The organism is Methyloglobulus sp. (genome assembly GCF_046714055.1).
Lineage (GTDB): Bacteria > Pseudomonadota > Gammaproteobacteria > Methylococcales > Methylomonadaceae > Methyloglobulus.
In genome coordinates this window covers 1-24495 of sequence record NZ_JBKKBJ010000201.1, presented here as the reverse complement: position 1 = coordinate 24495, position 24495 = coordinate 1, and the positions used below count along the sequence as shown (strand labels likewise).

Here is a 24495-nt window from a genome sequence, read left to right as displayed (position 1 = left end):
CTACAGAACCATAATCCACGCTTTTATCCGCATTAATCAGCACTTGTGGGCTTTTGTTGTTGCTTAACACAGCCTCAACCCGCGCATTGATTTCTTCCGGTTGGACGAGACCGTCAGTCACGCCATCGACGTTAATAAAATATTGGCCGTCTGCTTTAATAGAGATAACGATAGGCGGCACACCTTCTTTTTGCTCGACGGTTGCCGATTCCGCTTTCGGCAGATCAACTTCCACACCCGTTTGCAGCATAGGTGTCGTAATCATAAAAATAATTAATAACACCAAGGTCACGTCGATATATGGGACGACGTTGATTTCTGCCATCGGTTTTCTGCGCTTGGTTTTTCTCATTTCATGTGCGCCTGTCTTTGTAATAAGACCACGAATTCTTCGACAAACAACTCGTACCGGCCCGTTAAGCTATCCAATCTCGTAGAAAAACGGTTGTAGGCGATCACCGCAGGAATCGCGGCAAACAATCCAATGGCCGTTGCTATCAGCGCTTCTGCAATACCCGGCGCAACTTGGGCCAAGGTTGCCTGTTTAACGGTGCTTAATGACATGAATGAATTCATGATACCCCATACCGTACCAAACAAACCGACGTAAGGGCTAGTTGATCCTACGGTAGCCAAAAACGCCAAGTGTTCATCCAGGCGGTCGAGTTCTCTCGACAACTCAATACGCATGGCACGTTGGGCGCTTTCTACTTGCACCATCGGTTCAACCGTTCCAGTCTGCCGCATCCTGGAAAACTCCTTGTAGCCGGCCAGGAATATTTTTTCTATGCCTTCCGGTTCAAAATCTTTTGCCGCCAGTTTTCTGTAAAGATCGGCCAATGCGGTGCCTGACCAAAATTCACCTTCAAACTCGTCAGTGATTTGTATTGCCCGGCTAAGTTCCTTGCGCTTGGAAAAGATGAAAGTCCACGATGCCACGGATGCCACAATCAATATCAACATGACAAATTGGACGACAAAGCTGGCATCTTTAATTAAATGGAAGATTGATAAATCAGTATTCATGTTTAAACTGCTCTAATAAATTTTCAGGAATGGCTTTAGGTTTCAGCGTTTTTACATCGATACAGGCGATGCGAACCTCGCCTGTCACCAATATTTCGTTATCCCGGGTGATGTGTTGTACAAATTCCAGGCTGGCCTTTTTTATGTGTTTTATGTCTGCGCTAACCTGCAATAGCTGATTAAATCGCGCCGGTTTAATGTACTCAACAGTCAGGGAACGCACGGCAAAAACGATACCTTCATTGACCATCAGTTCGTCCTGCTCGTATCCCTTATACCTGAGCAACTCAGTTCTTGCCCGTTCGAAATATTTCAGGTAATTGGCATAAAACACCACGCCACCCGCGTCGGTGTCTTCGTAGTACACCCGCACTGCCCAGCTAAACGGATTATTCAAATAAATCCTCGGACAACCCTAAACTTTTTGGGGGCTTCATGCCAAAATGCAAATAAGCTTGCTGTGTTACCACGCGTCCTCTAGGTGTACGCATGATGAAGCCTTGTTGCAGTAAATACGGCTCCAAGACATCTTCAATCGTGCCGCGCTCTTCATTAATCGCCGCCGCCAAGGTATCAAGACCCACCGGCCCACCGGAAAAGTTGTCTATCATAGCCATCAACAATTTGCGGTCTAGGGCATCAAAACCGTTAGTATCCACACGTAACATGTCCAGAGCCTGAACAGAAATAATTTCTGTTATAACACCACTCGCCTTAACTTCGGCATAATCCCGTACCCTGCGTAGCAATCTATTGGCAATTCTCGGCGTACCACGGGAACGGCGGGCAATCTCATAAGCACCCTGCGGCTCCATGCTGATGCCCAATACATTAGCAGAACGCATGGCAATGCTAGCCAGTTCATCAATCGTATAGAATTCCAAGCGTTGAACGATACCAAAACGATCACGTAATGGCGATGTCAGCAAGCCTGCCCTGGTGGTCGCACCCACCAGGGTAAACGGCGGCAAATCCAGCTTGATCGAACGGGCTGCGGGACCTTCGCCGATCATCAAATCCAGTTGGTAATCTTCCATAGCTGGATACAAGATTTCTTCAACCGCAGGACTTAAGCGATGAATTTCATCAATAAACAGCACATCATGGGCTTCTAGATTGGTGAGCAAGGCAGCCAAATCCCCCGCTTTTTCCAGCACCGGCCCTGAAGTTTGGCGAATGTTAACACACATTTCCGTGGCGATGATATTGGCTAAGGTCGTCTTGCCCAATCCCGGTGGGCCGAAAATCAGCACATGATCCAGCGCTTCTTGTCTTGCGGTCGCCGCCTGAATGAAAATCTCCATTTGGGTACGAAGCTCTTGTTGGCCGACATAGTCAACCAAGCGCTTGGGGCGTATGGCGCGGTCTTGCCGCTCTTCATCCGGGTGGCTGCGGCCACTGATCATGCGATCACTCTCGATCATATCGCTGCGCTCCGTATCATCTCACCGCACTTTGAGTTATCTAGCTGCATTTTGCAACGCCAGCCTGATAATATCTTCACAGCTTTTGCCGTCGAAGCCAATATTTTGCACCAGTCTCGCCGCTTCCAAAGGCTTATAACCCAGCGAACATAAAGCACTGATGGCTTCCTGCTTGGGATTTGCGTTGGCTATGTGCATCACTGTGCTAACGCGATCCACATTAACCGCAGATGAATCTGCCAATTCCGGTAACCGGTCGCGCATTTCTATTACCAGACGTTCGGCGGTTTTTTTTCCCACGCCCGGCAAACGCACCAAGGCTTGGGTGTCGTTGTTATGGATACAGCGATGGAATTCTTCAGCGGTCTGGCCAGACAATATAGTCAACGCCAACTTGGGGCCAACACCATTTACCTTGATTAAAGTCCTGAACATTGCCCGGTCGGCCTCGGTCGAAAAGCCAAACAAAATATGGGCATCTTCCCTTACGACTAAATGCGTATGCAACAGGATTTCAGCACCGATGGCAGGCAGGTTATAAAAAGTGGTCATCGGCGCTTCCACTTCATAACCGACACCTTGCACATCCAGCAATAACACGGGTGGCGCTTTATGGATCAGTTTACCGCGCAGAAACCCGATCACTTGACCAACCCTTTCTGTAAGCGCAGCGCAGTTTGCTGATGATGGGCATGACAAAGGCAGATACCCAACGCATCACTGGCATCAATCTGCATTTCGCCTTGAATATTTAATAGAATTTTCACCATGTGCTGGACTTGCGACTTTGCCGCATTGCCTTTCCCCACCACAGCTTGCTTGACCTGCTTGGCGGAATATTCAAACACCGGTAAACCCGCCGCCTGCACCGCGCAGATCGCCGCGCCGCGCGCCTGGCCCAGCTTAAGTGCGGAATCCGCATTGATATGCATAAACACCTGTTCGATAGCCATCTGCTCAGGCTGATAGCGTTCCACCACTTCCAATAGACCTTTGAATATTTGTTTAAGCCGGTCGGGAAAATTATCCTCAGTCACCCGAATACTGCCGCTGGCGATGTATTTAAACCCAAGCGGTGATTCTTCTATAATCCCGTAACCTGTCAGCCTTGAGCCGGGGTCTATGCCTAATATTCTCATCAATTATTGTAGGCTGGATTGAGGGACGAACCCCAACACCGTGGCAAGGTGGATCGTTGGGGTTCCCTACGTTCACCTACCTTACTAAATTTAAAGGTCACAAGCCTGCTTAACCTCTGCTAAAGTCAATCTTTTTGAAGATGTTTGTTTAACTTCTTGCATGTGTAAATAATCTAAATAATCTTCTAATTTTTCAGGCTCTGATAACAAAGCCTTAATTGAGAGATATTCTTCAAAATCAATCACTGCAAATTTAGCTTGTCCGCGTTCTTCAATAATCTGTACATGATCTAACATAGCTACCTCTTTTGATATGCCCGTTTACGTTGCAGAATGTCAACAATATCAATGACCTTCAAGTCATCCTCTCGATCAAATAAAACTCGGTAATTCCCCACGCGTAATCTGAAAGCTGCCGCATCAAAATCAACCAGTCTTTTGACATTACTTTTGTGCAAAGGATCAGCCACCAACTGTTCAATATTTTTGATAATTAAGTTTCTATCTTTATGTGGGAAGCGTTGTAAATTTTTCAACGCTACTTCGGTAAAACAAATAGCATAAGCCAAAATAAATCCCTAACTAAAAATTAGACTTCATAAAAAATGCAGCGACTTGTATTAACCTTAATAATCGGAATGGCTTGTGTCGGGTTACGCTAATGCTAACCCGACCTACGAAACTGCGAGGTTTGTTCATGGTCGAAAATTTTCGGGCCACAGAAAGTAAGGGCCAAACTTTGAACTCAAACGAAACTCGCCGCCAACCTCTTTGCCTTTAGTTGTTAAATAATGCTTGCCATCTTTTAGTTCTAGCACACCAGAAGAAACGAGTTTCTCCATAAATTCATTAGTCTTAATTCCTAATTTCTGAGCAAGTTTTGAGGATGTCAGTTTATCGGATTTCTCATCAGCATCAGCTTTATCTTCAGGTTCGTTCGTCACACGTTCCAAAGTGATGCGGACTTCATCACTTATACGAATAATACGTTGTGCTTCTTCATATGCGTCTTTGTAAAGCTCTGCGTCATCTGCACGACGAATCAGGACACCCATTTCATTGTTGTTGATTTGGCTGAACTCATATAGGTTAAGGCTAGTAATAATACAAAGCTCTTCATTCAAATAGCACTTGGCGTGTAAATTCTTGCAAAAGCTGGTTCGAATGTAAGTGAGCTCTTTTAACCAGTTGATTTCTTCCGGTTGAAGCTCACTTTTACCATAAACAATTCGCACATCGATTTTTAGGCGATTTTTATCAGCTAGAAGCTCTTTCATCCGGTCATTTAGCTTTAAAAAAGGGCTTATCAGGATAAGCCTATCTTTAGCATCTTTAATTAGCTCTTCGAGAAAATAATTAGTTGCACTGGTATTAAGAAATTTTGCCATATTGATCTACTTGGATTAAGGGTGAATGAATAATTAGGTGTGCCGAATGCCTTATTCCAAGTTTAGACAACTAACTGAAACCTTCCATAATTTATCGTTCCTACGCTCCAGCGTGGGAATGCAGCCCTGGACGCTCCAGCGTCACGTCTCACCAAACATCTATCTCTATCAACCTCACCTGCCCGGCATAACTGCTCGCACTCGAATAGCGCCAATGTTCCGGCAGGTTTACATAGCCTCGTTTTACTGGATTGGCATGGATATAATCTAACTTTTCGCGCATCATTGCCTCGCTAAATACCAATTCGGCATGAACGCCCTCCTGCCAAAACTGATATTCTCGATCTTGCTTGTGCGCTAGTCTGGAAAAACGCAACCATGTCAACAACCTCTCTGCTTGCTGTACCTTAAGATAGTCGATAATCTTCCGGGCAGTGAACGATTTGAAGCTACTCACACATTTGTTTAAGTTTTTCGCTTGGGCAATAAAATGTAGATGGTTTTCTAAAACGACGTAACCGTAGAGCCGTAAGCCTTCGTTTTCTCTTTGGTAACGCCAACAATTCAGCAAGATTTCGACCGTGTCAGGGCGCGTAAACACAGGTAGTCACTCGACAACGGTACAGGTCATAAAGTGCGGCTTATCAGGTTCGGTTATGGTGTAACGGCTTCTTCCCATTTGTTGCCTGTATTATTGGCCCGGACGCTGGAGCGTCCGGGGCTGCATTCCCACGCTGGAGCGTGGGAACGATAAACACCTTATCCAAGTTTAGACAACTAACTCAAACCTTCCATAATCTCATCACTAATGTCCGCATTGGAGTACACATTCTGCACGTCATCCAGGTCTTCCAGGCGGTCGATCAGGCGTATCATTTTCTCGGCATCGTCTGCATCCAATTCTGCCATAGTTGCTGCTTGCATCGTGACTTCGGCATTATCCGGCTCGAATCCCGCAGCTACTAAGGCTTCCTTGACAGTAAGGTAACCTTCCGGCATGGTCATCACATCCACTGAACCGTCATCATAAGTGACGACATCCTCTGCACCTGCTTCCAATGCGGCTTCCATCAGGGCATCTTCGTCCACGGAAGGCGCATAGCTTAAAATGCCTAGCTTGCTAAATAGATAAGCAACCGAACCATCGGTACCCAAGTTGCCGCCCGCTTTGGTGAAGGCGTGGCGGACTTCGCCAACAGTGCGGTTGCGGTTATCGGTTAAGCAATCAACAATCACAGCTGTGCCGCCGGGACCATAGCCTTCATAGCGGACGTTTTCGTAATTTACTCCTTCCAAAGCGCCGGAGGCTTTTTTGATGGCGGTGTCGATGGTGTCGCGGCGCATATTAGCGCCCAATGCTTTATCAATTGCGGTGCGTAAAGCGGGGTTGCTCGCCGCATCCGGGCCACTGGTTTTTACCGAAACGCTGATTTCGCGCAGCATTTTAGTGAATATTTTGCCGCGTCTGGCATCCTGTCCTGCCTTACGATGTTTGATATTAGCCCATTTACTGTGTCCAGCCATTGTTGCTCTCTACGTACAGTTTTAAAATGGATAATTTTACCAGCCCAACGCTTTCATATCGAATTTACAACCCTATCGACTTCACAGCAGCGGCAATATAGCCTGCAAATCAGGCTCAACCGTGTAACGATCTGCCAACTGCCGCACAACGGCGCGGTCACACACGCCACCGAAACCGATTACCGTTACCCCAAGCTGTTTGGCTTCCATATCCGTCTTACCGTCGCCTATCATGACGAGTGAAGACTTCCCTTGCAGCAACTTGTTACAAATTTCCGCTTTGCCGCCTGACCGCGCTAATGGGGAAGTTTCATCATAAGACTGATAACTGCCATCGGCATTGAAATAAATATCGACCGCATGGACATGGTTATCTGCAACACCTAAGACTTCTGCCAACGGCAAGATTGCCTGACGTAAGCCACCGCTGATGATATGCACATCCTTACCCGGCGCTAACAAAGTGGCGAAGACTTCCTTAACGCCATCAACCATTTCCTGAATGTACACATCAGCCAGCTTGTTGATGCTTGCACGGTCTGGTTGTATGGTCGCCAAACGTTTTCCGTACACGGCTTCCAACGGCAATTCGCCATTCATGGCGGCATCGGTAAGTCTAGCCATTGCTTCGCCTACGCCTGCCCACCGTGCCAGTTCGTCTATCCCTTCTATCTTGCTGAGCGTGCTGTCGCAGTCGAAACAGATGACCTCAAAATTCATATATTGATTTGCTTTGCATTGCAAACGGCAGTGAGCTTGCAAATTTGCTGCATGATGGATTCCGGTATCGGTTCTGACACGCTGATCACCGCCATCGCCTGGTCTTTAACATCTGCCGTACTCACTTGCATGCGGGTGATGTTGATATTGGCATTGCCTAATACGGAACTGATCGCGGAGATTACGCCTGGCCTGTCGTCATGGCGAGTCACTATTAATGTGCCTTCGGGCACCACTTCAATATCAAAATGATTGATACATACCAAACGAGGCCGACGGCCACCCAATAAAGCACCCGACAGGGCAATGCTTTGATCGGCGCAATGACCTGTGACTTGAACCAGTGAGACGTAATCCGGCGAGTCTTTGGAGACCGATTCCACTAGCGCAATGCCCTGCCGTTTGGCAATATTTTCCGCATTGACGCGGTTGACCGGTGTTGAAACTTGGCCGCTTAAAATACCGATAAGCGCAGACACTGATACCGGACGAACCGCAGCATCTGCCGCCCTGCCGTAAAGCGCGACTTCAACCTTAGTGATGGGTTGGTTGGCTAATCCGACTAAAATTTTGCCTAATATTGTGGCTAAGTTCATGAAATCATGCGACTTGTTAAGATCTTCGGCGGAAACTCTCGGCAGGTTAAGCGCATTGACCGCTTCGCCGGTTTTCAAGAACATCACCGCTTGCCGAGCAATTTCCACGCTGACTGCCACTTGCGCTTCGGAAGTTGATGCACCCAGGTGGGGCGTAAACACAATATTGTCCAACTCCAGCAAAGGGGAATTTACGGGCGGCTCATTTTCATAAACATCCAGCGCCGCACCTGCACATTGGCCGCTTTTTAACGCGTCATAGAGCGCTTGTTCATCAATTAATCCGCCCCGGGCGCAGTTGATAATCATCGCGCCTTTTTTCATCTTGGCAAACTGCGCTGCGCCAATAAGGTTGCGGGTTTTTTCGATCAAAGGGCAATGTAAAGTGATGTAATCAGCACGGCTGACCAAATCGTCCAGACTGACTGATGCAATACCATATTCTTCGTATATCTCCGGCGCTACAAACGGATCATAAGCAATCACGTCCATTTTTAACCCTAAGCCGCGTTGGGACACAATCCGGCCTATGGTGCCAAAACCGACAATGCCCAGGGTTTTATGTGCGATTTCTGCGCCCATCAGCTTAGAGCGTTCCCACTTACCCGCACGTACGGAGCGATCCGCCGTCGGTAACTGTCGGCTCAACGACATCATGTGGGCAATTGCCAATTCCGCCGTGGTGGTCGCATTGGCATCGGGGGTGTTCATTACAATGACACCCATCTCCGTGGCCATGGGAATATCCACATTATCCACACCAATCCCGGCACGGCCTATGAGCTTGAGGTTTTTGGCGGCCTCTAATACCTTTTTCGTGACTTTGGTATCACTGCGGATCAACAAGGCATCATAATCGCCGATGATGTTACAAAGCCCTTCTTCGTTAAGGCTGGTTTCAATATGAATTTGAATACCAGACTGCTCGTTTAAATAGTTAATGCCGGCTTCTGCCAGTTTGTCGGAAATAAGGATTTTTTTCATGAAAGTTAAAACCAAAGGAAAACGCGCTAAAAATCCACTAGTTTACCAGCTTTGGTATAATCGGGATATGTCGAATGTGTTAGTGTAGCCAATGAAAACCAACCCGTGGGCTAAAGGACTCTTACTGTTATTGTTGATTTCACTCGCCCTGTGGATGGCGAGGAGCAAGACTTATAGCTTTACGCCCGAAACTACTTTTACCACAATCACTGGCGAACGCATTTCGATGAAAGCATTAAACGGCAAGCCCGTACTCGTCACTTTTTGGGCGACGAGCTGCGCTAGCTGTGTAAAAGAATTTCCTCACCTTATTGCGCTATATGACCGTTTTCATTCGCAAGGGCTGGAAATCATTGCAGTAGCTATGGTATATGATCCACCCAATCGTGTCGTGGCGATGACTAACGAACGAAAGCTGCCTTACCCTGTCGTGTTGGACTTGGCATCAGAATATGCCAGGGCTTTTGGCCGTATTTGGGCAACGCCTACCACTCTGCTGATTAGTCCAGATGGCACAGTTGCCAAGCGCGAAGTGGGCGCATTTGACCTGACAGAGATGGAGACCCGTATTCAACATTTGCTCAAAGGATAAACCATGCTCTGGCTGAAAGCATTACACTTGATTTTTATGGTCACTTGGTTTGCCGGGCTGTTTTATTTGCCGCGCTTGTTTGTTTACCATGCTATGAGCACGGATGCGATCAGCAATGAGCGTTTTAAGATTATGGAGCGCAAGCTGTATTTCGGCATTATGACCCCGGGCATGATAGCCACCTTTATTTTTGGTATCTGGATGCTAGCCAGCTATGCCTGGGACATGTATTCTGCCAGCGGCTGGCTGCATGCAAAACTGGCTTTGCTGGCCTTATTGCTGGTTTACCACATTATCTGTGGACTGTGGCTGTTGGATTTCAAACATGACCGCAATAAGCACAGCCATGTTTATTACCGCCGGATGAATGAAGTGCCGGTGTTGTTTTTGATTGCTATTGTTATTTTGGCGGTGGTGAAGCCTTTTTAGGGGAATATGATTGATTATGTTAACCCTGCTTTACTTGGATGATTCAATTAACCATCACTTGTTAGGTTTCCATAGTCTAAATGCTGATTATCCTGAAACTGTTTTTTATGCGTATTTGCATGTTATCCAGTTTGGGAAACTTGCCTTGAAATTTATTCTTGTCAACTATGGTTGGAAGGAGTACAAACTATCCCGACCCAGGTAATAACTAGTTAAACGGCTATGAGTAAGTGCATATCATTTGGATTTTGGAGTCATGCCGAGGAATTCTTGTCTGCGGCGAATTCTTTGAAGGATCCAAAAAGTAGCCATAGAGGTGAGGAGGTATTTAAACTCATATTGCCTGCATATTATCTCGTCGGTCATTCCATTGAGCTGTCATTGAAATCGTATTTGGCGGCAAAGGGCTATACGCTTAATGATCTTAGAGCTAAGAAGTATGGCCATATCTTGGAAAGTCTTTTAAACGAGGCAAGAAAGAGAAAGATTGGCAGAGAGGTGAAGCTCTCAAAGCAGCAGGTTAAGGACGTTAAATTGTTGAATAAGGCTTATAATTCGAAAAAATTTGAGTATTTGGAGTACGGAGATTATAAATTGCTTAAATATGGTTATATTTACGAGACCGCCGAGTGTCTGCTAAAAGGGCTAGCCCGCTACGCATCAAATTCACCGTTTAACAAAACATTGCAGCGGACAAGCCGCTGAATGCAGCGTTATCCTGAACCTATTTTTTATGCGTGTTTGCATGTTATCCAGTTTAGAAAAACAGCCATAAAATTCACTCTTGTCGACTGAGGTTGAAAGGGGTATAAGCTATCCCGACTTGGATAATAATTAGCAGGGCAGCTTTGGGGAGAAGCTTATGAATCGTCAAGAGGCACTAAATATCATCTGGCGCAAGTTGCTGATTGTTTTTATTTCACTCCTTGCGTTGTCAGTTTTCATTTCCCTGAATGCAGGGCCTTTCACAGTGCCGGTCCTTGTTTTCATTGTAGGGAATATTGGCGGCTATGTCGGCATTCATAGAAATCTAACTACCCTTTCGGATGTTGAGGTCGCCCAATTGTCTTCATCTTGGCTTGGTCTTGTTGTACCCTCCTTTGTAGGAGGAATCCTCGCTTCTGTCCTCTACCTTTTATTCATTTCCGGCATAATCAGCGGGGAGCTATTTCCAAAGATTGTCGAAGATACCGTTCAGGAAGGGGATAAAAAGCTAGAGGGTTTTCTAGTTGTTTTCAGCCAACATGCTGATGGTGCGGCGGAGTATGCAAAGCTTTTATTTTGGACATTCGTTGCCGGGTTTAATCAAAAGTATGTTGTTGATGTCATTGAGTCCATTAAAAGTCGATAAAACTGTACCCAAAGGCGCTCCAAGCGTCGGTTGACCTTTATGCTATCAATTCTTTGACAACTTGATGCACTCAAACATAAAACTGTCCAAAGCATCTGCATCAGGACTATCTACGTAATGAAGGCTCAATTCCCTTGAATTAAGTTGGTGCTTAAGGATTCCGCTGATAGAAAACGGAATGCCTGAGTCCGGTAAAAAAAGCTCTATCCTGATCTTGCCATCCATATCGGCAGCCATTGGGGTATTGAGCTTGATTTTGATGCCCGTATAACTGATATCGACAACTTCGCCTTCTACATTGCTAGGATCGTGAGGCAGCTCCAGAAAAATACTGGCCTTTAAACCGTTTGGATTAAACCTGGGATGCTGTCGTCTTTCTGCTTCCGTCATGGTATGTTCCAATGAATTTTGACTGCGTTGATTATAGGCAATTTGCTGTTAACAGCAAGATTAGGCTGAGTAATGGGATAACCACGAAGGTCACGAAGTTTCAATAGTTTGAATTGGCAGGATTATTTTCTTCGTGCCCTTCGTGTTCTCTGTGGTTAATATTTTTTGGCCTTGCGCTCCTGCTTTTTTTCGGCCTTTAACTGTTGGAACACTGCAAGTTCTGCCAATTCCGTCTCCATCATGGCGGGCGTTTCCAAACTGATGCGGCCAAGTGTACCCGCACGCAATTCGGTCAATAGAATTTTGGCAACCTTATCCATATCGATTAGCCCGCCCGCACGCAAACAGCCCCGCTTTCTTCCAATCACATCCATCAATCCCTGTACGCTTGAGGGCAGGGTGTCTAGTTGGAACCGCGTTTTTAGATGGTCTGGGTAGCTGTGTGACAAATATTCCACAAGAAAAAAAGCAATATCGTCATGGCTAATCGCTGTATCCTTGATTGCGCCTGTGGCAGCCAAGCGGTAACCACTGTTTTTATTTTCAACATTCGGCCAGAGCATACCCGGCGTATCCAGCAAGACAACGTTATGCCCTATAGCGACGCGCTGCTGCCTTTTGGTGACGGCGGGTTCATCTCCGGTTTTTGCTATGGCCCTGCCCGCCAAGATATTGATCAATGTGGATTTGCCGACGTTGGGGATACCCATAATCAGGGCATGTATCAGCTTGCCTTCGCTTTTATCCGCCGGGGCAAGCTTGCGGCAAAGATCAGTTAGTTGCCTGATTTTATCGGCCTGATCCATAGACAAGGCCAACGTCTTGACACCTTTCTCTTGCTCGAGATAAACCTGCCAGCGCTGTGTTATGTCGGGGTCGGCAAGGTCGCTTTTGTTCAGCACCTTGATACAAGGCTTGTCGCCCCGCAACCTTGCAAGCATGGGATTTTCGCTGCTAAACGGAATCCGTGCATCCAGGATTTCAATTGCCAAATCGACCTGAGCGAGAGTCTCTTTGATCTCTCGACCGGCTTTGTGCATGTGGCCTGGATACCATTGAATGGTCATGAGCTATCTATAAACTGTAATTAGGCAGGGTAGTGTATCAGTGCTCCTGCTAATATTGATAATTGAACGCAAATGCACATAAAGCCCAAAACATTCTATGCTCGGTCTGAATCATAGGCTAAATCATCATGACATCCATTACAACCCTGCTTGAAGCTAGAAACCTTGTCGTCAACTATAAAAATTATCGCGCGATCAATGGGCTTGATTTATCCGTGCCTGCGGGCTGTGTCTATGCGCTGTTAGGGGGTAGGGGGCAATGGCGCCGGAAAAACCACGACTATCAGCACGTTTCTGGGCTTCAATAAACCGACTGGCGGCATGGCGCTGACCACCGGAATGCGAAAAGGCGAACTGGTCGTCGTGCGGCAGTGTTGTACATGGGCGGTAAATATTTCGCTTGTAGGCATTGCTATCAACTGGCTTATCGCAGCCAAAGGGAAACGGCGGATGACAGGGCAGATCGCAAAGCCAACAATATCAGAAAAAAGCTGGATTGGGAACCTGGAATACTCAATGCAATGGGCGATAAACCCAAAGGAATGCACTGGAAGACCTACTATCGTATTTGGTGGCAATATAACGAAGTTTCCGATCAGGTCTTATTAAGAATATCAAAAAAGTTGGGGATTATTGACGATAGGTTATCTAAATTTTAAAAAAGGTTTTTAGGGGTGGATAAGCAAAGCAATGAAAAACCCCAACAGACATAAATTCGGGTTTTTTAGTTGAAATGTCTTAAAAAGTCTAAACTTAGGCAATAAGCACAAATCAAGATGGATTTTATGGCAGAGAACCAAAACCCGGAACAGATTGCTCGAGATAATATTGATGCTTTATTACGGCAATCTGGCTGGATAATCCAAAACAAAAACCAGATCAATTTTGATGTAGGCATAGGCCAAGCCGTTAGAGAATACCAAACCGATACCGGCCCCGCCGATTACATATTATTTGTCGATAGAAAACCAGTCGGCGTAATCGAAGCCAAAGCAGAACATCACGGTCATAGGATCACCGATGTAGAAAGACAAACAGCAGAATATGCTGCCGCTAAACTCAAGTGGTTCAACAATCAAGCGCCTTTGGAGTTCTTATATGAAAGTACCGGGGTTATTACCCGTTTTAGCGATTCCCGCGATCCCAAACCGCGTTCGCGTGAAGTTTTTACCTTTCACCGTCCGGAGACATTAAAGGAAAGGTTAGCGCAAAGCTCATCCTTGCGTAGCCGATTACAAACCATTCCACACCTAAACCCCAAAAACTTGCGGAACTGCCAAGAAATCGCCATTAACAATTTGGAGGTATCGTTCAAGGACAACCGCCCCCGTGCTTTAATTCAAATGGCAACTGGTTCCGGCAAAACCTACACCGCCATTACTGCCATGTATCGGTTGCTCAAATACGGCGATGCTACACGCATTTTGTTTTTAGTGGACACGCGCAATCTAGGCGAACAGGCCGAGCAAGAAATGATGAGTTATTTGCCTAACGACGATAACCGCAAATTTACCGAACTCTATACCGTCCAGCGGTTGAATTCATCCTATGTCGCTAAAGATAGCCAAGTTTGCATCAGTACCATCCAGCGCATGTATTCGATACTTAAAGGTGAAGAACTCGACAGCGCCCTAGAAGACATTAATCCCGCTGAACAACTCACCAAACCCAAAACACCCCTGCCCGTGGTGTACAACTCTAAAGTGCCTATAGAATTTTTTGATTTTATTTTCATTGATGAATGTCACCGCTCTATTTACAACCTGTGGCAGCAAGTCCTGGATTATTTCGATAGCTTTCTGATCGGCTTGACTGCCACGCCCGATAACCGTACTTACGGCTTCTTTAAAAAGAACGTGGTTAGTCAATACGATCACGAAAAAGCGGTTGCTGATGGGGTCAATGTGGGTAATGAAATTTATCTTATTGACACAACGATTTCCCAATCAGGGGCGAAAATTCCTGCTAACCAGTTAATCGAAAAGCGCGAAAAACTCACCCGCCGCAAACGCTGGGAGCAGCAAGACGAAGACGAAACCTATACCGCCAGCCAACTCGATAACAGCGTGGTCAATCCCGATCAAATCCGCACCGTCATAAGAGCCTTTAAAGAGAATTTACCCGTCATTTTCCCCAACCGAAAGGAAGTCCCAAAAACCCTTATTTTTGCCAAAACCGATAGCCACGCCGACGACATTATACAAACCGTGCGCGAAGAATTTGGCGAAGGTAACGCGTTCTGTAAAAAGATCACTTATAAAGCCGATGAGAATCCCAAATCCACCCTGGCGGATTTTCGCAACGCCTACCATCCACGCATCGCCGTCACGGTTGATATGATCGCTACGGGTACTGATGTAAAACCGCTGGAATGCCTGTTATTCATGCGCGATGTCCGCAGCCGTAATTATTTCGAGCAAATGAAAGGACGCGGCACCCGCACCCTGGATCATGACGACCTGAAAAAAGTCACCCCGTCCGCGCTAACAGCCAAAACCCATTATGTGATTGTCGATGCCGTCGGCGTAACCAAATCCTTAAAAACCGCCAGTCAACCGCTGATTACCAAACCCACTGTACCGCTGAAAGACTTGGCGATGGGTGTCATGACGGGGGCTAACGATACCGATACCGTCAGTTCCTTAGCCGGACGCTTGGCACGGCTGAATCAGCAACTCAACCCTGCCGAAAAAGATAAACTGAAAAAGTGTGCGGGTGGCATTGACCTAAGCCAAATCATCAGTAATCTGATCAACGCCATTGATGCCGACAACATCGAACAAAAAGCCTGTGAACTTGCCACCAGTACCGATCTTACAGATGCCCAACGCGAACAAGCACAAGCACAATTAGTGAGTGCAGCCGCCAAAGGCTTTACTGGGGATTTAATAGAACTCATCGACAGCATTCGTCGTGACAAAGAGCAAATCATCGACCACGATAACCCGGATCAGCTTATTGCTGCGGGATGGGCGACCGATGCCCAAACCACCGCACAAAATATCAGCCAGGAATTTGCCGACTATTGCGCCAGCCATAAAGACCAGATCGAAGCCTTGAGTATTTTCTACGACCAACCACACTGCCGCCGTGAACTCACTTACATGATGATTCACGACCTACTTAACATCCTCAAAGCGGATAAACCAAAACTTGCACCGCACAACGTCTGGCAAGCCTACAGCCAACTGGATAACTACCAAGGCAAGCAACCAGCCAGCGAACTGACCGCCTTGGTAGCGCTCATTCGCCGCGTTTGCGGCATTGATAAAGAACTCACCAACTTTGATGATACGGTACGTCGTAACTTTCAAAACTGGATTATGCAACATCACGCAGGCAATCCTAATAAATTTAATGAAGAACAAATGCTGTGGTTACACATGATTCGTGACCACATTTCCAACTCAATTCACATTGATCGTGATGACTTAGGCCTATCGCCGTTTGACGGCAAAGGCGGATTAGGCAAAATGTATAAACTTTTCGGTGCCAATATGGACAATGTATTAGACGAACTGAATGAGGCATTGGTGGCTTGAGCTTGTTACAATGCAAACCAATACGACTGTTTAAATCACCGTCATACCCGCCGGGAAGAGTGTATCCAGGCCATGAAGGGAAAGTTTAAGGATTCACAATCGCCCAGAGATTTAATCATTAATTAACAGGAAACCCAACTATGCACACCATCGAGTTACCCGCAGAAATTGACCAAAATCATCAAATCCATTTGCAACTGCCAGAAACCATTAAGGCGGGTAAAGCAAAAGTGATTGTGATGGTTGAAGACATCGTACAGACATCGAAACAATCAGCCTTGGCAGATTTTTTAAACAAATTGCCCGTCAAACCAGAGAATCAGGGCTTAAGTCGGGACGAAATACAGCAACATATCCAGCATGAGCGCCAGAGTTGGAATAAATAAAAGATGGCGTTATCAATAAAACCAATTGAAATTGTTACGCAAGGAAAGCACCAACTACTTACCAAAGCGAAACACTGGGAACGTGTCGAGCTATCATATGTCGCCGTCGTGCAAAATGGCTTTGCTTTCAAATCCAATTTATTTACCCATTCTGATGGGATGCCTTTAATTAGGATTAGAGATATTGATAGGGGTAAAACTGAGAATTTTTATTCGGGTAATTATTCAGAAGATTTTGTAGTAAGAAAAGGTAACATTCTTATTGGGATGGACGGCGATTTCAATGCTTCTATTTGGCAAGGTTCTGATGGGTTACTAAATCAACGTGTATGTCGATTGATTCCAATAACAGAAAAATTTTCGGCAAAATTTTTATCCCTTTGTTTGCAACCCTATTTGAATGCGATAAATGCTGAAACATCTTCAGTTACCGTCAAACATTTATCTTCAAAAACTATTGGTGAAATTCCTTTACCACTTCCACCAACCAACGAACAACACCGCATCGTTGCCAAAATCGAGGCTTTATTTTCCGAGCTGGACAAAGGCATGGAAAGCTTTAAAACCGCTCGCGAACAACTGAAAATCTATCGGCAAGCAGTGTTAAAACACGCTTTTTCTGGCAAGTTAACTGAGCAATGGCGGGCGGAAAATCAGGATGCCGCACAGGGATGTGCAAATGCCGCTGGAGGGCAGGAGCCCGGAGCAGCCAAACTGGAAACCGCCGAAGCCTTGCTCCAGCGCATTCAAACCGAACGCGAGCAACGCTATCAGCAACAGCTTAACGACTGGGAAGTCAACGGCAAACAAGGCAACAAACCCAAAGCGCCTAAAACCTTACCGCCGCTGACGGCTGAAGAATTGGCAGAATTGCCCGAATTGCCGGAAGGGTGGGCTTGGGTAAAAGTTGGTGAAACTTCGGATGTCCAGTTAGGACGACAACGATCACCAAACAATAGGTCGAACAAATTTCCGACCAAATATATTAGAGCTGGAAATATAACTGAGAATGGATTGAACTTGGATGATGTATTGGATATGGAGTTTGACCCACAAGAAAAAGAGCGGTTTTTATTGGTATATGGGGATGTCTTGCTTTCGGAAGCATCTGGAAGCGCGAATCAAGTAGGAAAGCCTGCTATCTGGCGTGATGAAATTGAAGAGTGTTGTTTTCAAAATACTGTAATTAGGGTTAGGTCTATAGCTCTAAACGAATATCTTTTTTGGGTTTTTAAAACATATTATGTCACTGGTGTGTTTTCCAAATTATCGGGAGGGGTTGGCATCAATCACCTTAGTGCCGGTAAACTAGAAAATATGGCAATTCCAATAGTTGGCAAATTTGAATCGGAAAAGATATTGGAGTTAATCAATGAAAAACTTTCATTAATAGAAAATGTTGACCAAACCCTAACCATCGCCCTACAACAAGCCGAAGCCCTGCGCCAATCGATCCTCAAAAAAGCCTTTTCCGGTCAATTAGTCCCGCAAGACCCCAACGACGAAACGGCCAGTGTGTTACTGGAACGAATTAAAAACTCGCGCCAAGACGCTGAGGCGCAAAGAATTTAATTACATTCACAATCTTTTTCCCTTGGCGTCTTTGCGCCTTTGCGCGAGATAAAACAATGACAGAAAATCAAATCGGAAAAATTGTAGTTGATGCATCGATTGCCTTACACCGCGCCCTTGGCCCCGGCCTGCTGGAATCGGTTTATGAAATCACCCTGGCCCATGAACTGCAAAAGCGCAGTCTTATAGTCCAGCGTCAAGTTCCCATTCCAATAATCTATGACAATCTTCATTTCGACGAAGGCTTTCGCGCCGATATGATAGTCAACAGCTTGGTAGTTCTCGAATTAAAATCTGTGACTGCGATTACACCGGGACACCGTAAACAAATTCAAACCTACCTGCGTCTCAGCGGTAAAAAACTGGGTTTCTTGCTCAACTTTGGCGAAGCGCTCATGAAAAACGGCATCGTCCGAGCGGTCAATGGCCTGGAGGAATGAGGGCTCGCGCCAAGACGCCAAGGCGCAAAGATTTTAGGGCGGGCGGTTAAGTTGACAACACACCGTATCCCTGCCGGAATGACGGCTTAAATATCAGCTGTTACATTTATAATCTTCTTTTCTTGGCGTCTTTGCGCCTTTGCGCGAGTTAAAATATGAACACAGAATCCATCGTTTCCAAAGTCTGGAGTTTTTGCACGACCTTACGCGATGACGGCGTAGGATATGGCGATTACCTGGAACAACTGACTTACTTAATCTTCTTAAAAATGGCGGAAGAATACAGCCAGCCGCCGTATAACCGTGATGTCGGCATTCCAACGGATTACAACTGGCAAAGCCTCAAAACGAAAAAAGGCGCGGCGCTGGAAGTGCATTATGTGACATTGTTGCGGGAATTAGGCAACAAATCAGGAATGCTGGGGCAAATATTTACCAAAGCACAAAACAAGATTCAAGATCCCGCTAAATTGTCGCGCTTGATTGACTTGGTCAACGATACCGATTGGGTGATGTTGGGTGCGGATACCAAAGGCACCATTTACGAGGGATTGCTGGAGAAAAATGCCGAAGACACCAAATCCGGTGCAGGGCAATACTTCACGCCTCGCGCCCTAATTAAGGCAATGGTGGAATGTGTACGCCCTGAACCGAATAAAACCATCGCCGATCCGGCTTGCGGTACCGGTGGTTTCTTTTTGGCCGCTTACGATTTTTTGCAAGCCCATTACTCGCTCGACAAAAAGCAGAAAGAATTTCTGAAGTACTCTACCTTTTACGGCAATGAGATTGTCGCCAGTACCCGCCACTTGTGTTTGATGAATATGGTTTTGCACAACATCGGCGAAATAGATGGCGAGAGTTTGGTATCGCCCAATGATGCCTTGGTTGCGCCCCCGCAGCAGTCGGTGGATATTGTCTTAGCCAATCCACCGTTCGGCAAAAAAAGCAGCATGACCTTTACCAACGAAGAAGGCGAACAGGAAACGGACAATCTGACCTACAACCGCCAGGATTTTTGGGCAACGACATCCAATAAGCAACTCAATTTTGTTCAACATATCCGCAGCCAATTAAAAACCACCGGACGGGCGGCAGTCGTTGTGCCGGATAACGTGTTGTTTGAAGGTGGCGCAGGGGAGACAGTACGAACAAAGCTGATGGCAAATACCGAACTGCATACTATTTTGCGTTTACCGACCGGTATTTTTTATGCCAATGGCGTTAAAGCGAACGTGTTGTTTTTTGATAACCGCGAAGCTAGCCCGAACCCGTGGACGAAAGAAGTCTGGTATTACGATTACCGCACCAATATCCACCACACGCTGAAAAAGAAACCACTACGTGTTGAGGATTTACAGGACTTCATTGACTGTTATAACACTGAAAACCGACACCAACGCGTTGAAACGTGGCACGAACAGGACAATCCCGAAGGCCGCTGGCGTAAATTCAGCTATGAGCAAATCATCGCCCGAGACAAAACCAGCCTGGATATTTTCTGGCTAAAAGACAAATCCCTAGCAGATTTGGATAACCTGCCCGAACCGGATGATTTGGCCGCTGAAATTATCGACAATGTGGAGGCCGGATTAGCTTGTTTTCGTGAAATAGCAGGGGCGTTGTGAGAAATTGAAACTTGCCTATAAACATATAGAACTACGAGTTGTTTTGAAGTGTCGAGGTTCTATAGCGTGAATTAACAATTGACCAATTCTGATACCGACATTTTATTCGATAGGATTTTGTAGACTATGGCTGAAATTCAAGCACCACAACAAGACGATAATTTCTCTCTTTTTTCTAACCTTAAGGACGACTTTCCGGCGGGGATAGCCGTATTTCTGCTTTCAGTCCCACTATCCTTGGGTATTGCCCTAGCTTCGGGGGCACCGTTATTTTCAGGCTTGATAACCGGCATTGTTGGAGGCTTGGTGGTTGCCCCTTTGAGCGGTTCCGCATTGGGCATTAGCGGCACGGCGGCAGGCTTGTCCCTGATTATACTGCCAGCCATACAAAACTTAGGGTTCAACGCCTTCTTACTGGCCGCTGTTTTCGCAGGCGTTATGCAAATACTGATGGGTTTGTTGAGGGCGGGTGTCATCGCCTACTATTTCCCCTCATCGGTCATCAGCGGGATGTTGAGCGGCATCGGGATTATCATCTTTCTCAAGCAAATACCCCATGCGGTAGGATACGACCGGGATTATGAAGGGGATTTTACCTTCAGCCAGCTAGACAGCCACTCCTCATTCACCGAGCTATTCCACATGCTGGGTGAAGCCCAACCCGGCGCCATCTTGATCGCAGTGGTCTCGTTATTGATCTTGTTGTTGTGGGAACTGCCAGTCATGCAGAAACAACGCTTCTTTCATTTGCTGCAAGCGCCATTAGTGGTTGTTGTCTTTGGGGTTTTTCTTAATGGGACGTTACGGAGCCTATACCCCGATATTGCGTTGGAAAATACGCATTTAGTCATGATTCCGGTCGTACAGGATGTTCCGGCCTTTTTGCAGCAATTGCATTTTCCGGATTTTAGCCAGATCGCCAACCCTGAAATATATCTAGTTGCCTTGACCTTGGCAATCGTAGCAAGTTTGGAAACCTTATTGTCGCTAGAAGCAGTGGATAAACTGGATCCCTACAAAAGGGTCACGCCTTCAAACCGCGAGTTGATTGCCCAAGGCATTGGCAATATCAGTTGTGGGCTGTTAGGCGGCTTGCCCTTAACGCAGGTTATTGTACGCAGTTCCATCAATGTCCAGTCTGGCGCAAAAACCAAGGCGGCGGGGTTTATTAATGGCTTGCTCCTGTTGTTGGCGGTATTTTTCATCCCGGCAATTTTAAATAAAATCCCGCTGGCAAGTTTGGCGGCAATTTTACTGGTGGTCGGCTATAAACTGGTTAAGCCCGAGACTTTTAAGGCTTTATACCAGTCGGGCTGGTATCATTTTATTCCTTTTTGCGGTACGGTTTTGGGTTTAGTGTTCACCAATATCCTTTTCGGTCTCCTTATCGGCCTTACTGTTGCCCTATTTTCGATATTGTTGGAAAACTATAAAAGCGCTTACTACTTTAAAGAAACGCAAATCGGCAATAAGACTATTATCCGCTTATCCGAAAATGTGTCTTTCCTAAACCGGGCGAATATTCAGAAAACTCTGGAATCATTACCTGCACATAGTGTAGTGGTTATCGATGCCACCCGGTCGAAATATATTGATTATGACGTGTACGAAATCATTCAAAATTTTAAAAGCGAAGCGCACCATAAACATATCAAGCTAATCCTTGAAAACCTGCGCGGTTTTGGTTCACTACCTCCCGTAGAGTATGTCCGATCACAGACCTACGAATCACAACAATCGTTAACCCCAGATAAGGTTTTGGCTTTGCTTAAGGAAGGCAATGAACGCTTCGTCTATAACCTTAAATCCAACCGCAATTTGCTGGAACAGGTCAACGACACCCGCGACGGGCAGTTTCCCATTGCAATTATCTTGAGTTGCATGGATTCACGGACTTCCGTTGAGCTTATCTTTGACCTGGGTTTGGGCGATGTCTTTAGTGCCAGGATAGCGGGCAATATCATCAATGACGATATTTTGGGCAGTATGGAATATGCCTGCAAACTGGCTGGGTCGAGATTGATTGTAGTTCTGGGTCACAGCCATTGTGGGGCGGTTAAAGGAGCGTACGCGGATGCCCAATTGGACCATTTGACAGGGCTGCTAGCTAAAATCAAACCCGCGATTGACTATGTCCACTCAGAAACACTGACGAATGCCAAGGTTGACAAGGACGAACTGATACAAAAAGTGGCCGATAAGAATGTCCAGCTAACCGTCGGACATATCAGGGAACAAAGCAGCCTGCTAGCCGGAATGGAGCAAGCAGGGGATATTGCGATTGTGGGTGGAATGTACGATATTGAAACAGGTAAGGTCGATTTTTTCCAGGGAGTTGAAAAATAGTGTCGTGGCGTTCGCGGTTGCCAAGTTTCACTCATCGCACTTCATTGTTGGCACTTTCATTCCCTTCCTGCTGGAGAGGGCTGAGTTAAAAACCGAATTTTGATGAGCAAATAGCCCGTAGCCCGTGGGCTGAGGTGAAGCCCAACACATCAGTGTCACATAAGTTGAGGTTCGCCACTCATCCCAGTGCCGAATTAAGCCATCGTCACAACTTTGCCAAATTTGATGGTTAAACGTACTTGCCCATTCGACTAGATAATGTTGACATTTTATTACTGGGACTAAATTTCGGCATGGATTTCCGGAATCCAGGTGCCAGGATGGGATATTGTGTCACTACCGCGACGATTATTTTAAATCGGGTTCTCGCTCCAGAAGTTGAAATACTTTTCTTTGCTCGGACAAAGATAAAGTATCCAAAAGAAAGTCCGCCAGGCAGGATGCCGCTTATCTCCTGCGCTCCGACGTTTTTATCGGGGATGCCAAAAGGGACTCCTGTCCCTTTGGCAGCGTGCGGCATCCCTGCCTATCCCCAACCTTGTATGATTAAATCTACCGCGCTGAAAACACCGTGAAAGAAAAAATGATCGCCATGCAGGAACGCAAACGGGTTTTGGCCCCCATCGATTTAGATGTAACTCCATAAGCGCCACTTTTCAAACTGACAGATTAAAAATTCTGCTGGACTTGCAAACCATAAAGTTATTTAATGTTTACTTTAAATAGTCAATATAATCTGTTGTAAATAAGGTATTTGTATTGATTTATAGGGTGCGTTTCTAAGACAATATTCGGTTTGATTCGGTTATCCAGAGTGGAGGGTATCAAGATGAAATGTTTTCGTTCAGTTTTAGTGGGATTTGTAGTCGTTGCTTGTTTTTTTCTATCCGGTTTTAAAAAGCACGAATCTTCAACAAAAAACCAGCAATCTGCTGGAGAGGCTAAACACCAACAAAAGCCTTTGGATCTAACGGTGCCACTTAGGGACGTCAGCTTTCAGGCAACCCCAGAAACGTTGGCGATAGTGCAGGGTGCATTACCGGAGGCGCTTGTCGCAGACAACAAGGGTAAAATCCGGGCTGTTGAACTCCAGGGTAATGTCATCATGTCACAAGAACCAGAAGCCGGAAAAACGAAATCGGCTGATGGCGCGGGTATTGTGATTAATCTTCGGCATTAGTATTCGTGCCTTGGTGTTATGGTGTAACGTCAAGTTCATAAAAACACCACGAAGGTCACGAAGCAATAAAGTCTAGATCTGTTGAATCAGATTATTGTCCGTGCTTTTGAAGGCCATAAATCGTCTGATGCTGGCTTATTGGATAAGCGTTTTGTCCTAAACCTTCGTGTTCTTCGTAACCTTCGTGGTAAAAATTCCTTAGCTATATATACTTAACATCAGTTATCGCCCTATAAAAATGGACAAGGGCAATCAATCAAACCAACGCCCGCCCCTGTAGCTCTTTAATTTCATCCCTGATTTTTGCGGCCTGTTCAAACTCAAGGTTTTTGGCATGGCGGTACATGGCATCTTCGAGTTGTTTTAGTTTTTTGCCGATTTGTTTGGGTGTCATAACCGTGTATTCCGCTGTCTTTTCCGCCACTTTTGCGTAATTTTTAGTAAAACCAGGCAATCCAGAGCCGGGAATGGCTACTTGCAATATGTCGGTGATGGATTTAGAAATCCCTTTTGGTTCGATGTGGTGCTGACGGTTAAACTGGCGTTGCTTGTCGCGGCGGCGGTCAGTTTCGCCTATCGCCGCCTGCATGGAGCGGGTGATGCGGTCGCCGTATAAAATCGCCTTGCCATGCAGGTTGCGGGCGGCGCGTCCAATGGTTTGCACCAGCGAGACTTCGGAGCGTAAAAAGCCTTCCTTGTCCGCATCCAGGACGGCAACCAAAGACACCTCAGGAATATCAAGCCCTTCACGCAACAGGTTGATGCCTACCA

28 protein-coding genes and 1 pseudogene are annotated in these 24495 nt (G+C 46.1%); 13 read left to right on the top strand and 16 right to left on the bottom strand.

All coding sequences use genetic code 11. The features are described 5' to 3' along the window. From ACLQ6D_RS11995 to serA, 13 genes and pseudogenes are all read right to left on the bottom strand, one after another. Nucleotides 1-352 (bottom strand): ExbD/TolR family protein (locus ACLQ6D_RS11995; RefSeq protein ID WP_411727523.1); only part of this gene is annotated, 352 nt, incomplete at its 3' end. Continuing rightward, complete coding sequence (tolQ, locus tag ACLQ6D_RS11990) at nt 349-1026, bottom strand: protein TolQ (protein WP_411727522.1); 678 nt, start codon at nt 1024-1026, stop codon at nt 349-351. The genes ACLQ6D_RS11995 and tolQ, both read right to left, overlap by 4 nt. After that, on the bottom strand, nt 1016-1423 hold the full coding sequence (gene ybgC / locus ACLQ6D_RS11985; protein ID WP_411727521.1) for a tol-pal system-associated acyl-CoA thioesterase: 408 nt from the start codon (nt 1421-1423) through the stop codon (nt 1016-1018). Before ybgC ends, tolQ begins: the two co-directional genes overlap by 11 nt. After that, nucleotides 1416-2450 carry a Holliday junction branch migration DNA helicase RuvB gene (gene ruvB / locus ACLQ6D_RS11980; RefSeq protein ID WP_411727520.1) on the bottom strand — a complete coding sequence of 345 codons (1035 nt, stop codon included), beginning with the start codon at nt 2448-2450 and terminating at the stop codon, nt 1416-1418. The genes ybgC and ruvB overlap by 8 nt, the downstream gene beginning before the upstream one ends. 36 nt (nt 2451-2486) lie before the next feature. Further along, nucleotides 2487-3095, bottom strand: a complete 609-nt coding sequence (gene ruvA, locus ACLQ6D_RS11975) for a Holliday junction branch migration protein RuvA (RefSeq protein WP_411727519.1) — start codon at nt 3093-3095, stop codon at nt 2487-2489. After that, entirely contained in the window at nt 3092-3592 is a 501-nt protein-coding gene (gene ruvC / locus ACLQ6D_RS11970; RefSeq protein ID WP_411727518.1) for a crossover junction endodeoxyribonuclease RuvC, read from the bottom strand. The genes ruvA and ruvC overlap by 4 nt, the downstream gene beginning before the upstream one ends. Before the next feature lie 87 nt (nt 3593-3679). Then, entirely contained in the window at nt 3680-3886 is a 207-nt protein-coding gene (locus ACLQ6D_RS11965) for a hypothetical protein (RefSeq protein ID WP_411727517.1), read from the bottom strand. A 2-nt stretch (nt 3887-3888) separates the two neighbouring features. Next, entirely contained in the window at nt 3889-4158 is a 270-nt protein-coding gene (locus ACLQ6D_RS11960) for a type II toxin-antitoxin system RelE family toxin (protein ID WP_411727516.1), read from the bottom strand. 126 nt (nt 4159-4284) lie between these two features. Continuing rightward, nucleotides 4285-4977: a phospholipase D family protein gene (locus ACLQ6D_RS11955; protein WP_411727515.1), complete on the bottom strand. Its 693-nt coding sequence runs from the start codon at nt 4975-4977 to the stop codon at nt 4285-4287. A 148-nt stretch (nt 4978-5125) separates the two neighbouring features. Further along, nucleotides 5126-5656, bottom strand: a pseudogene (locus tag ACLQ6D_RS11950) (REP-associated tyrosine transposase). Nucleotides 5657-5754: 98 nt separating this feature from the next. Beyond that, complete coding sequence (locus ACLQ6D_RS11945) at nt 5755-6501, bottom strand: YebC/PmpR family DNA-binding transcriptional regulator (RefSeq protein ID WP_411727514.1); 747 nt, start codon at nt 6499-6501, stop codon at nt 5755-5757. An 81-nt stretch (nt 6502-6582) separates the two neighbouring features. After that, nucleotides 6583-7221, bottom strand: coding sequence for an HAD-IB family phosphatase (locus ACLQ6D_RS11940; RefSeq protein WP_411727513.1), 639 nt, complete (start codon nt 7219-7221; stop codon nt 6583-6585). Beyond that, the gene (gene serA, locus ACLQ6D_RS11935) at nt 7218-8801 is read right to left on the bottom strand and encodes a phosphoglycerate dehydrogenase (RefSeq protein WP_411727512.1); all 1584 of its coding nucleotides are present in this window, start codon (nt 8799-8801) and stop codon (nt 7218-7220) included. Before serA ends, ACLQ6D_RS11940 begins: the two co-directional genes overlap by 4 nt. A gap of 91 nt (nt 8802-8892) precedes the next feature. On the opposite strand from serA, the gene ACLQ6D_RS11930 reads away from it, so the two are divergent. The 4 genes from ACLQ6D_RS11930 (at nt 8893) to ACLQ6D_RS11915 (ending at nt 11173) form a co-directional block, all read left to right on the top strand. Further along, nucleotides 8893-9393 (top strand): TlpA family protein disulfide reductase, encoded by a 501-nt coding sequence (locus ACLQ6D_RS11930; protein ID WP_411727511.1) that lies wholly within the window; start codon nt 8893-8895, stop codon nt 9391-9393. Nucleotides 9394-9396: 3 nt separating this feature from the next. Beyond that, the gene (gene hemJ / locus ACLQ6D_RS11925) at nt 9397-9822 is read left to right on the top strand and encodes a protoporphyrinogen oxidase HemJ (protein WP_411727510.1); all 426 of its coding nucleotides are present in this window, start codon (nt 9397-9399) and stop codon (nt 9820-9822) included. A gap of 222 nt (nt 9823-10044) precedes the next feature. Beyond that, nucleotides 10045-10527 carry a hypothetical protein gene (locus tag ACLQ6D_RS11920; RefSeq protein ID WP_411727509.1) on the top strand — a complete coding sequence of 161 codons (483 nt, stop codon included), beginning with the start codon at nt 10045-10047 and terminating at the stop codon, nt 10525-10527. Nucleotides 10528-10684: 157 nt separating this feature from the next. Next, nucleotides 10685-11173, top strand: a complete 489-nt coding sequence (locus ACLQ6D_RS11915; RefSeq protein WP_411727508.1) for a hypothetical protein — start codon at nt 10685-10687, stop codon at nt 11171-11173. A 45-nt stretch (nt 11174-11218) separates the two neighbouring features. Here the strand turns inward: ACLQ6D_RS11915 and ACLQ6D_RS11910 are convergent, their stop codons facing one another. Both ACLQ6D_RS11910 and ylqF read right to left on the bottom strand, forming a co-directional pair. After that, entirely contained in the window at nt 11219-11563 is a 345-nt protein-coding gene (locus ACLQ6D_RS11910; protein ID WP_411727507.1) for a PilZ domain-containing protein, read from the bottom strand. A gap of 155 nt (nt 11564-11718) precedes the next feature. Further along, complete coding sequence (gene ylqF / locus ACLQ6D_RS11905) at nt 11719-12630, bottom strand: ribosome biogenesis GTPase YlqF (RefSeq protein WP_411727506.1); 912 nt, start codon at nt 12628-12630, stop codon at nt 11719-11721. Between the two features lie 128 nt (nt 12631-12758). Here ylqF and ACLQ6D_RS11900 point away from each other — a divergent pair, with 128 nt between their 5' ends. From ACLQ6D_RS11900 to ACLQ6D_RS11860, 9 genes are all read left to right on the top strand, one after another. After that, nucleotides 12759-12938 carry a hypothetical protein gene (locus ACLQ6D_RS11900; protein ID WP_411727505.1) on the top strand — a complete coding sequence of 60 codons (180 nt, stop codon included), beginning with the start codon at nt 12759-12761 and terminating at the stop codon, nt 12936-12938. 72 nt (nt 12939-13010) lie between these two features. Further along, nucleotides 13011-13289, top strand: coding sequence for a hypothetical protein (locus ACLQ6D_RS11895; RefSeq protein WP_411727504.1), 279 nt, complete (start codon nt 13011-13013; stop codon nt 13287-13289). 126 nt (nt 13290-13415) lie between these two features. Beyond that, nucleotides 13416-16172, top strand: a complete 2757-nt coding sequence (locus tag ACLQ6D_RS11890) for a DEAD/DEAH box helicase family protein (RefSeq protein ID WP_411727503.1) — start codon at nt 13416-13418, stop codon at nt 16170-16172. 140 nt (nt 16173-16312) lie between these two features. Beyond that, nucleotides 16313-16558 (top strand): hypothetical protein, encoded by a 246-nt coding sequence (locus ACLQ6D_RS11885; RefSeq protein WP_411727502.1) that lies wholly within the window; start codon nt 16313-16315, stop codon nt 16556-16558. Between the two features lie 3 nt (nt 16559-16561). Further along, nucleotides 16562-18130: a restriction endonuclease subunit S gene (locus tag ACLQ6D_RS11880; RefSeq protein ID WP_411727500.1), complete on the top strand. Its 1569-nt coding sequence runs from the start codon at nt 16562-16564 to the stop codon at nt 18128-18130. Nucleotides 18131-18186: 56 nt separating this feature from the next. Further along, nucleotides 18187-18570, top strand: coding sequence for a GxxExxY protein (locus tag ACLQ6D_RS11875; RefSeq protein WP_411727499.1), 384 nt, complete (start codon nt 18187-18189; stop codon nt 18568-18570). 155 nt (nt 18571-18725) lie between these two features. Then, a complete protein-coding gene (locus ACLQ6D_RS11870; protein WP_411727498.1) occupies nt 18726-20198 on the top strand; it encodes an N-6 DNA methylase in 1473 nt (490 codons plus the stop codon). A 126-nt stretch (nt 20199-20324) separates the two neighbouring features. Further along, nucleotides 20325-22544: a bifunctional SulP family inorganic anion transporter/carbonic anhydrase gene (locus tag ACLQ6D_RS11865; protein WP_411727497.1), complete on the top strand. Its 2220-nt coding sequence runs from the start codon at nt 20325-20327 to the stop codon at nt 22542-22544. A gap of 829 nt (nt 22545-23373) precedes the next feature. After that, nucleotides 23374-23724, top strand: a complete 351-nt coding sequence (locus ACLQ6D_RS11860) for a hypothetical protein (RefSeq protein ID WP_411727496.1) — start codon at nt 23374-23376, stop codon at nt 23722-23724. Between the two features lie 256 nt (nt 23725-23980). Here the strand turns inward: ACLQ6D_RS11860 and ACLQ6D_RS11855 are convergent. Then, the coding region (locus ACLQ6D_RS11855) for a UvrB/UvrC motif-containing protein (RefSeq protein WP_411727495.1) at nt 23981-24495 on the bottom strand (515 nt) is incomplete at its 5' end.

Bases quoted from the DNA above. Each gene is read 5' to 3' on its own strand.
- tolQ (WP_411727522.1), bottom strand. From the start codon at position 1,026: ATGAATACTGATTTATCAATCTTCCATTTAATTAAAGATGCCAGCTTT.
- ruvB (WP_411727520.1), bottom strand. From the start codon at position 2,450: ATGATCGAGAGTGATCGCATGATCAGTGGCCGCAGCCACCCGGATGAA.
- ACLQ6D_RS11965 (WP_411727517.1), bottom strand. From the start codon at position 3,886: ATGTTAGATCATGTACAGATTATTGAAGAACGCGGACAAGCTAAATTT.
- ACLQ6D_RS11955 (WP_411727515.1), bottom strand. From the start codon at position 4,977: ATGGCAAAATTTCTTAATACCAGTGCAACTAATTATTTTCTCGAAGAG.
- ACLQ6D_RS11945 (WP_411727514.1), bottom strand. From the start codon at position 6,501: ATGGCTGGACACAGTAAATGGGCTAATATCAAACATCGTAAGGCAGGA.
- ACLQ6D_RS11940 (WP_411727513.1), bottom strand. From the start codon at position 7,221: ATGAATTTTGAGGTCATCTGTTTCGACTGCGACAGCACGCTCAGCAAG.
- serA (WP_411727512.1), bottom strand. From the start codon at position 8,801: ATGAAAAAAATCCTTATTTCCGACAAACTGGCAGAAGCCGGCATTAAC.
- ACLQ6D_RS11930 (WP_411727511.1), top strand. From the start codon at position 8,893: ATGAAAACCAACCCGTGGGCTAAAGGACTCTTACTGTTATTGTTGATT.
- hemJ (WP_411727510.1), top strand. From the start codon at position 9,397: ATGCTCTGGCTGAAAGCATTACACTTGATTTTTATGGTCACTTGGTTT.
- ACLQ6D_RS11920 (WP_411727509.1), top strand. From the start codon at position 10,045: ATGAGTAAGTGCATATCATTTGGATTTTGGAGTCATGCCGAGGAATTC.
- ACLQ6D_RS11915 (WP_411727508.1), top strand. From the start codon at position 10,685: ATGAATCGTCAAGAGGCACTAAATATCATCTGGCGCAAGTTGCTGATT.
- ACLQ6D_RS11910 (WP_411727507.1), bottom strand. From the start codon at position 11,563: ATGACGGAAGCAGAAAGACGACAGCATCCCAGGTTTAATCCAAACGGT.
- ylqF (WP_411727506.1), bottom strand. From the start codon at position 12,630: ATGACCATTCAATGGTATCCAGGCCACATGCACAAAGCCGGTCGAGAG.
- ACLQ6D_RS11900 (WP_411727505.1), top strand. From the start codon at position 12,759: ATGACATCCATTACAACCCTGCTTGAAGCTAGAAACCTTGTCGTCAAC.
- ACLQ6D_RS11895 (WP_411727504.1), top strand. From the start codon at position 13,011: ATGGGCGGTAAATATTTCGCTTGTAGGCATTGCTATCAACTGGCTTAT.
- ACLQ6D_RS11890 (WP_411727503.1), top strand. From the start codon at position 13,416: ATGGCAGAGAACCAAAACCCGGAACAGATTGCTCGAGATAATATTGAT.
- ACLQ6D_RS11885 (WP_411727502.1), top strand. From the start codon at position 16,313: ATGCACACCATCGAGTTACCCGCAGAAATTGACCAAAATCATCAAATC.
- ACLQ6D_RS11880 (WP_411727500.1), top strand. From the start codon at position 16,562: ATGGCGTTATCAATAAAACCAATTGAAATTGTTACGCAAGGAAAGCAC.
- ACLQ6D_RS11875 (WP_411727499.1), top strand. From the start codon at position 18,187: ATGACAGAAAATCAAATCGGAAAAATTGTAGTTGATGCATCGATTGCC.
- ACLQ6D_RS11870 (WP_411727498.1), top strand. From the start codon at position 18,726: ATGAACACAGAATCCATCGTTTCCAAAGTCTGGAGTTTTTGCACGACC.
- ACLQ6D_RS11865 (WP_411727497.1), top strand. From the start codon at position 20,325: ATGGCTGAAATTCAAGCACCACAACAAGACGATAATTTCTCTCTTTTT.
- ACLQ6D_RS11860 (WP_411727496.1), top strand. From the start codon at position 23,374: ATGAAATGTTTTCGTTCAGTTTTAGTGGGATTTGTAGTCGTTGCTTGT.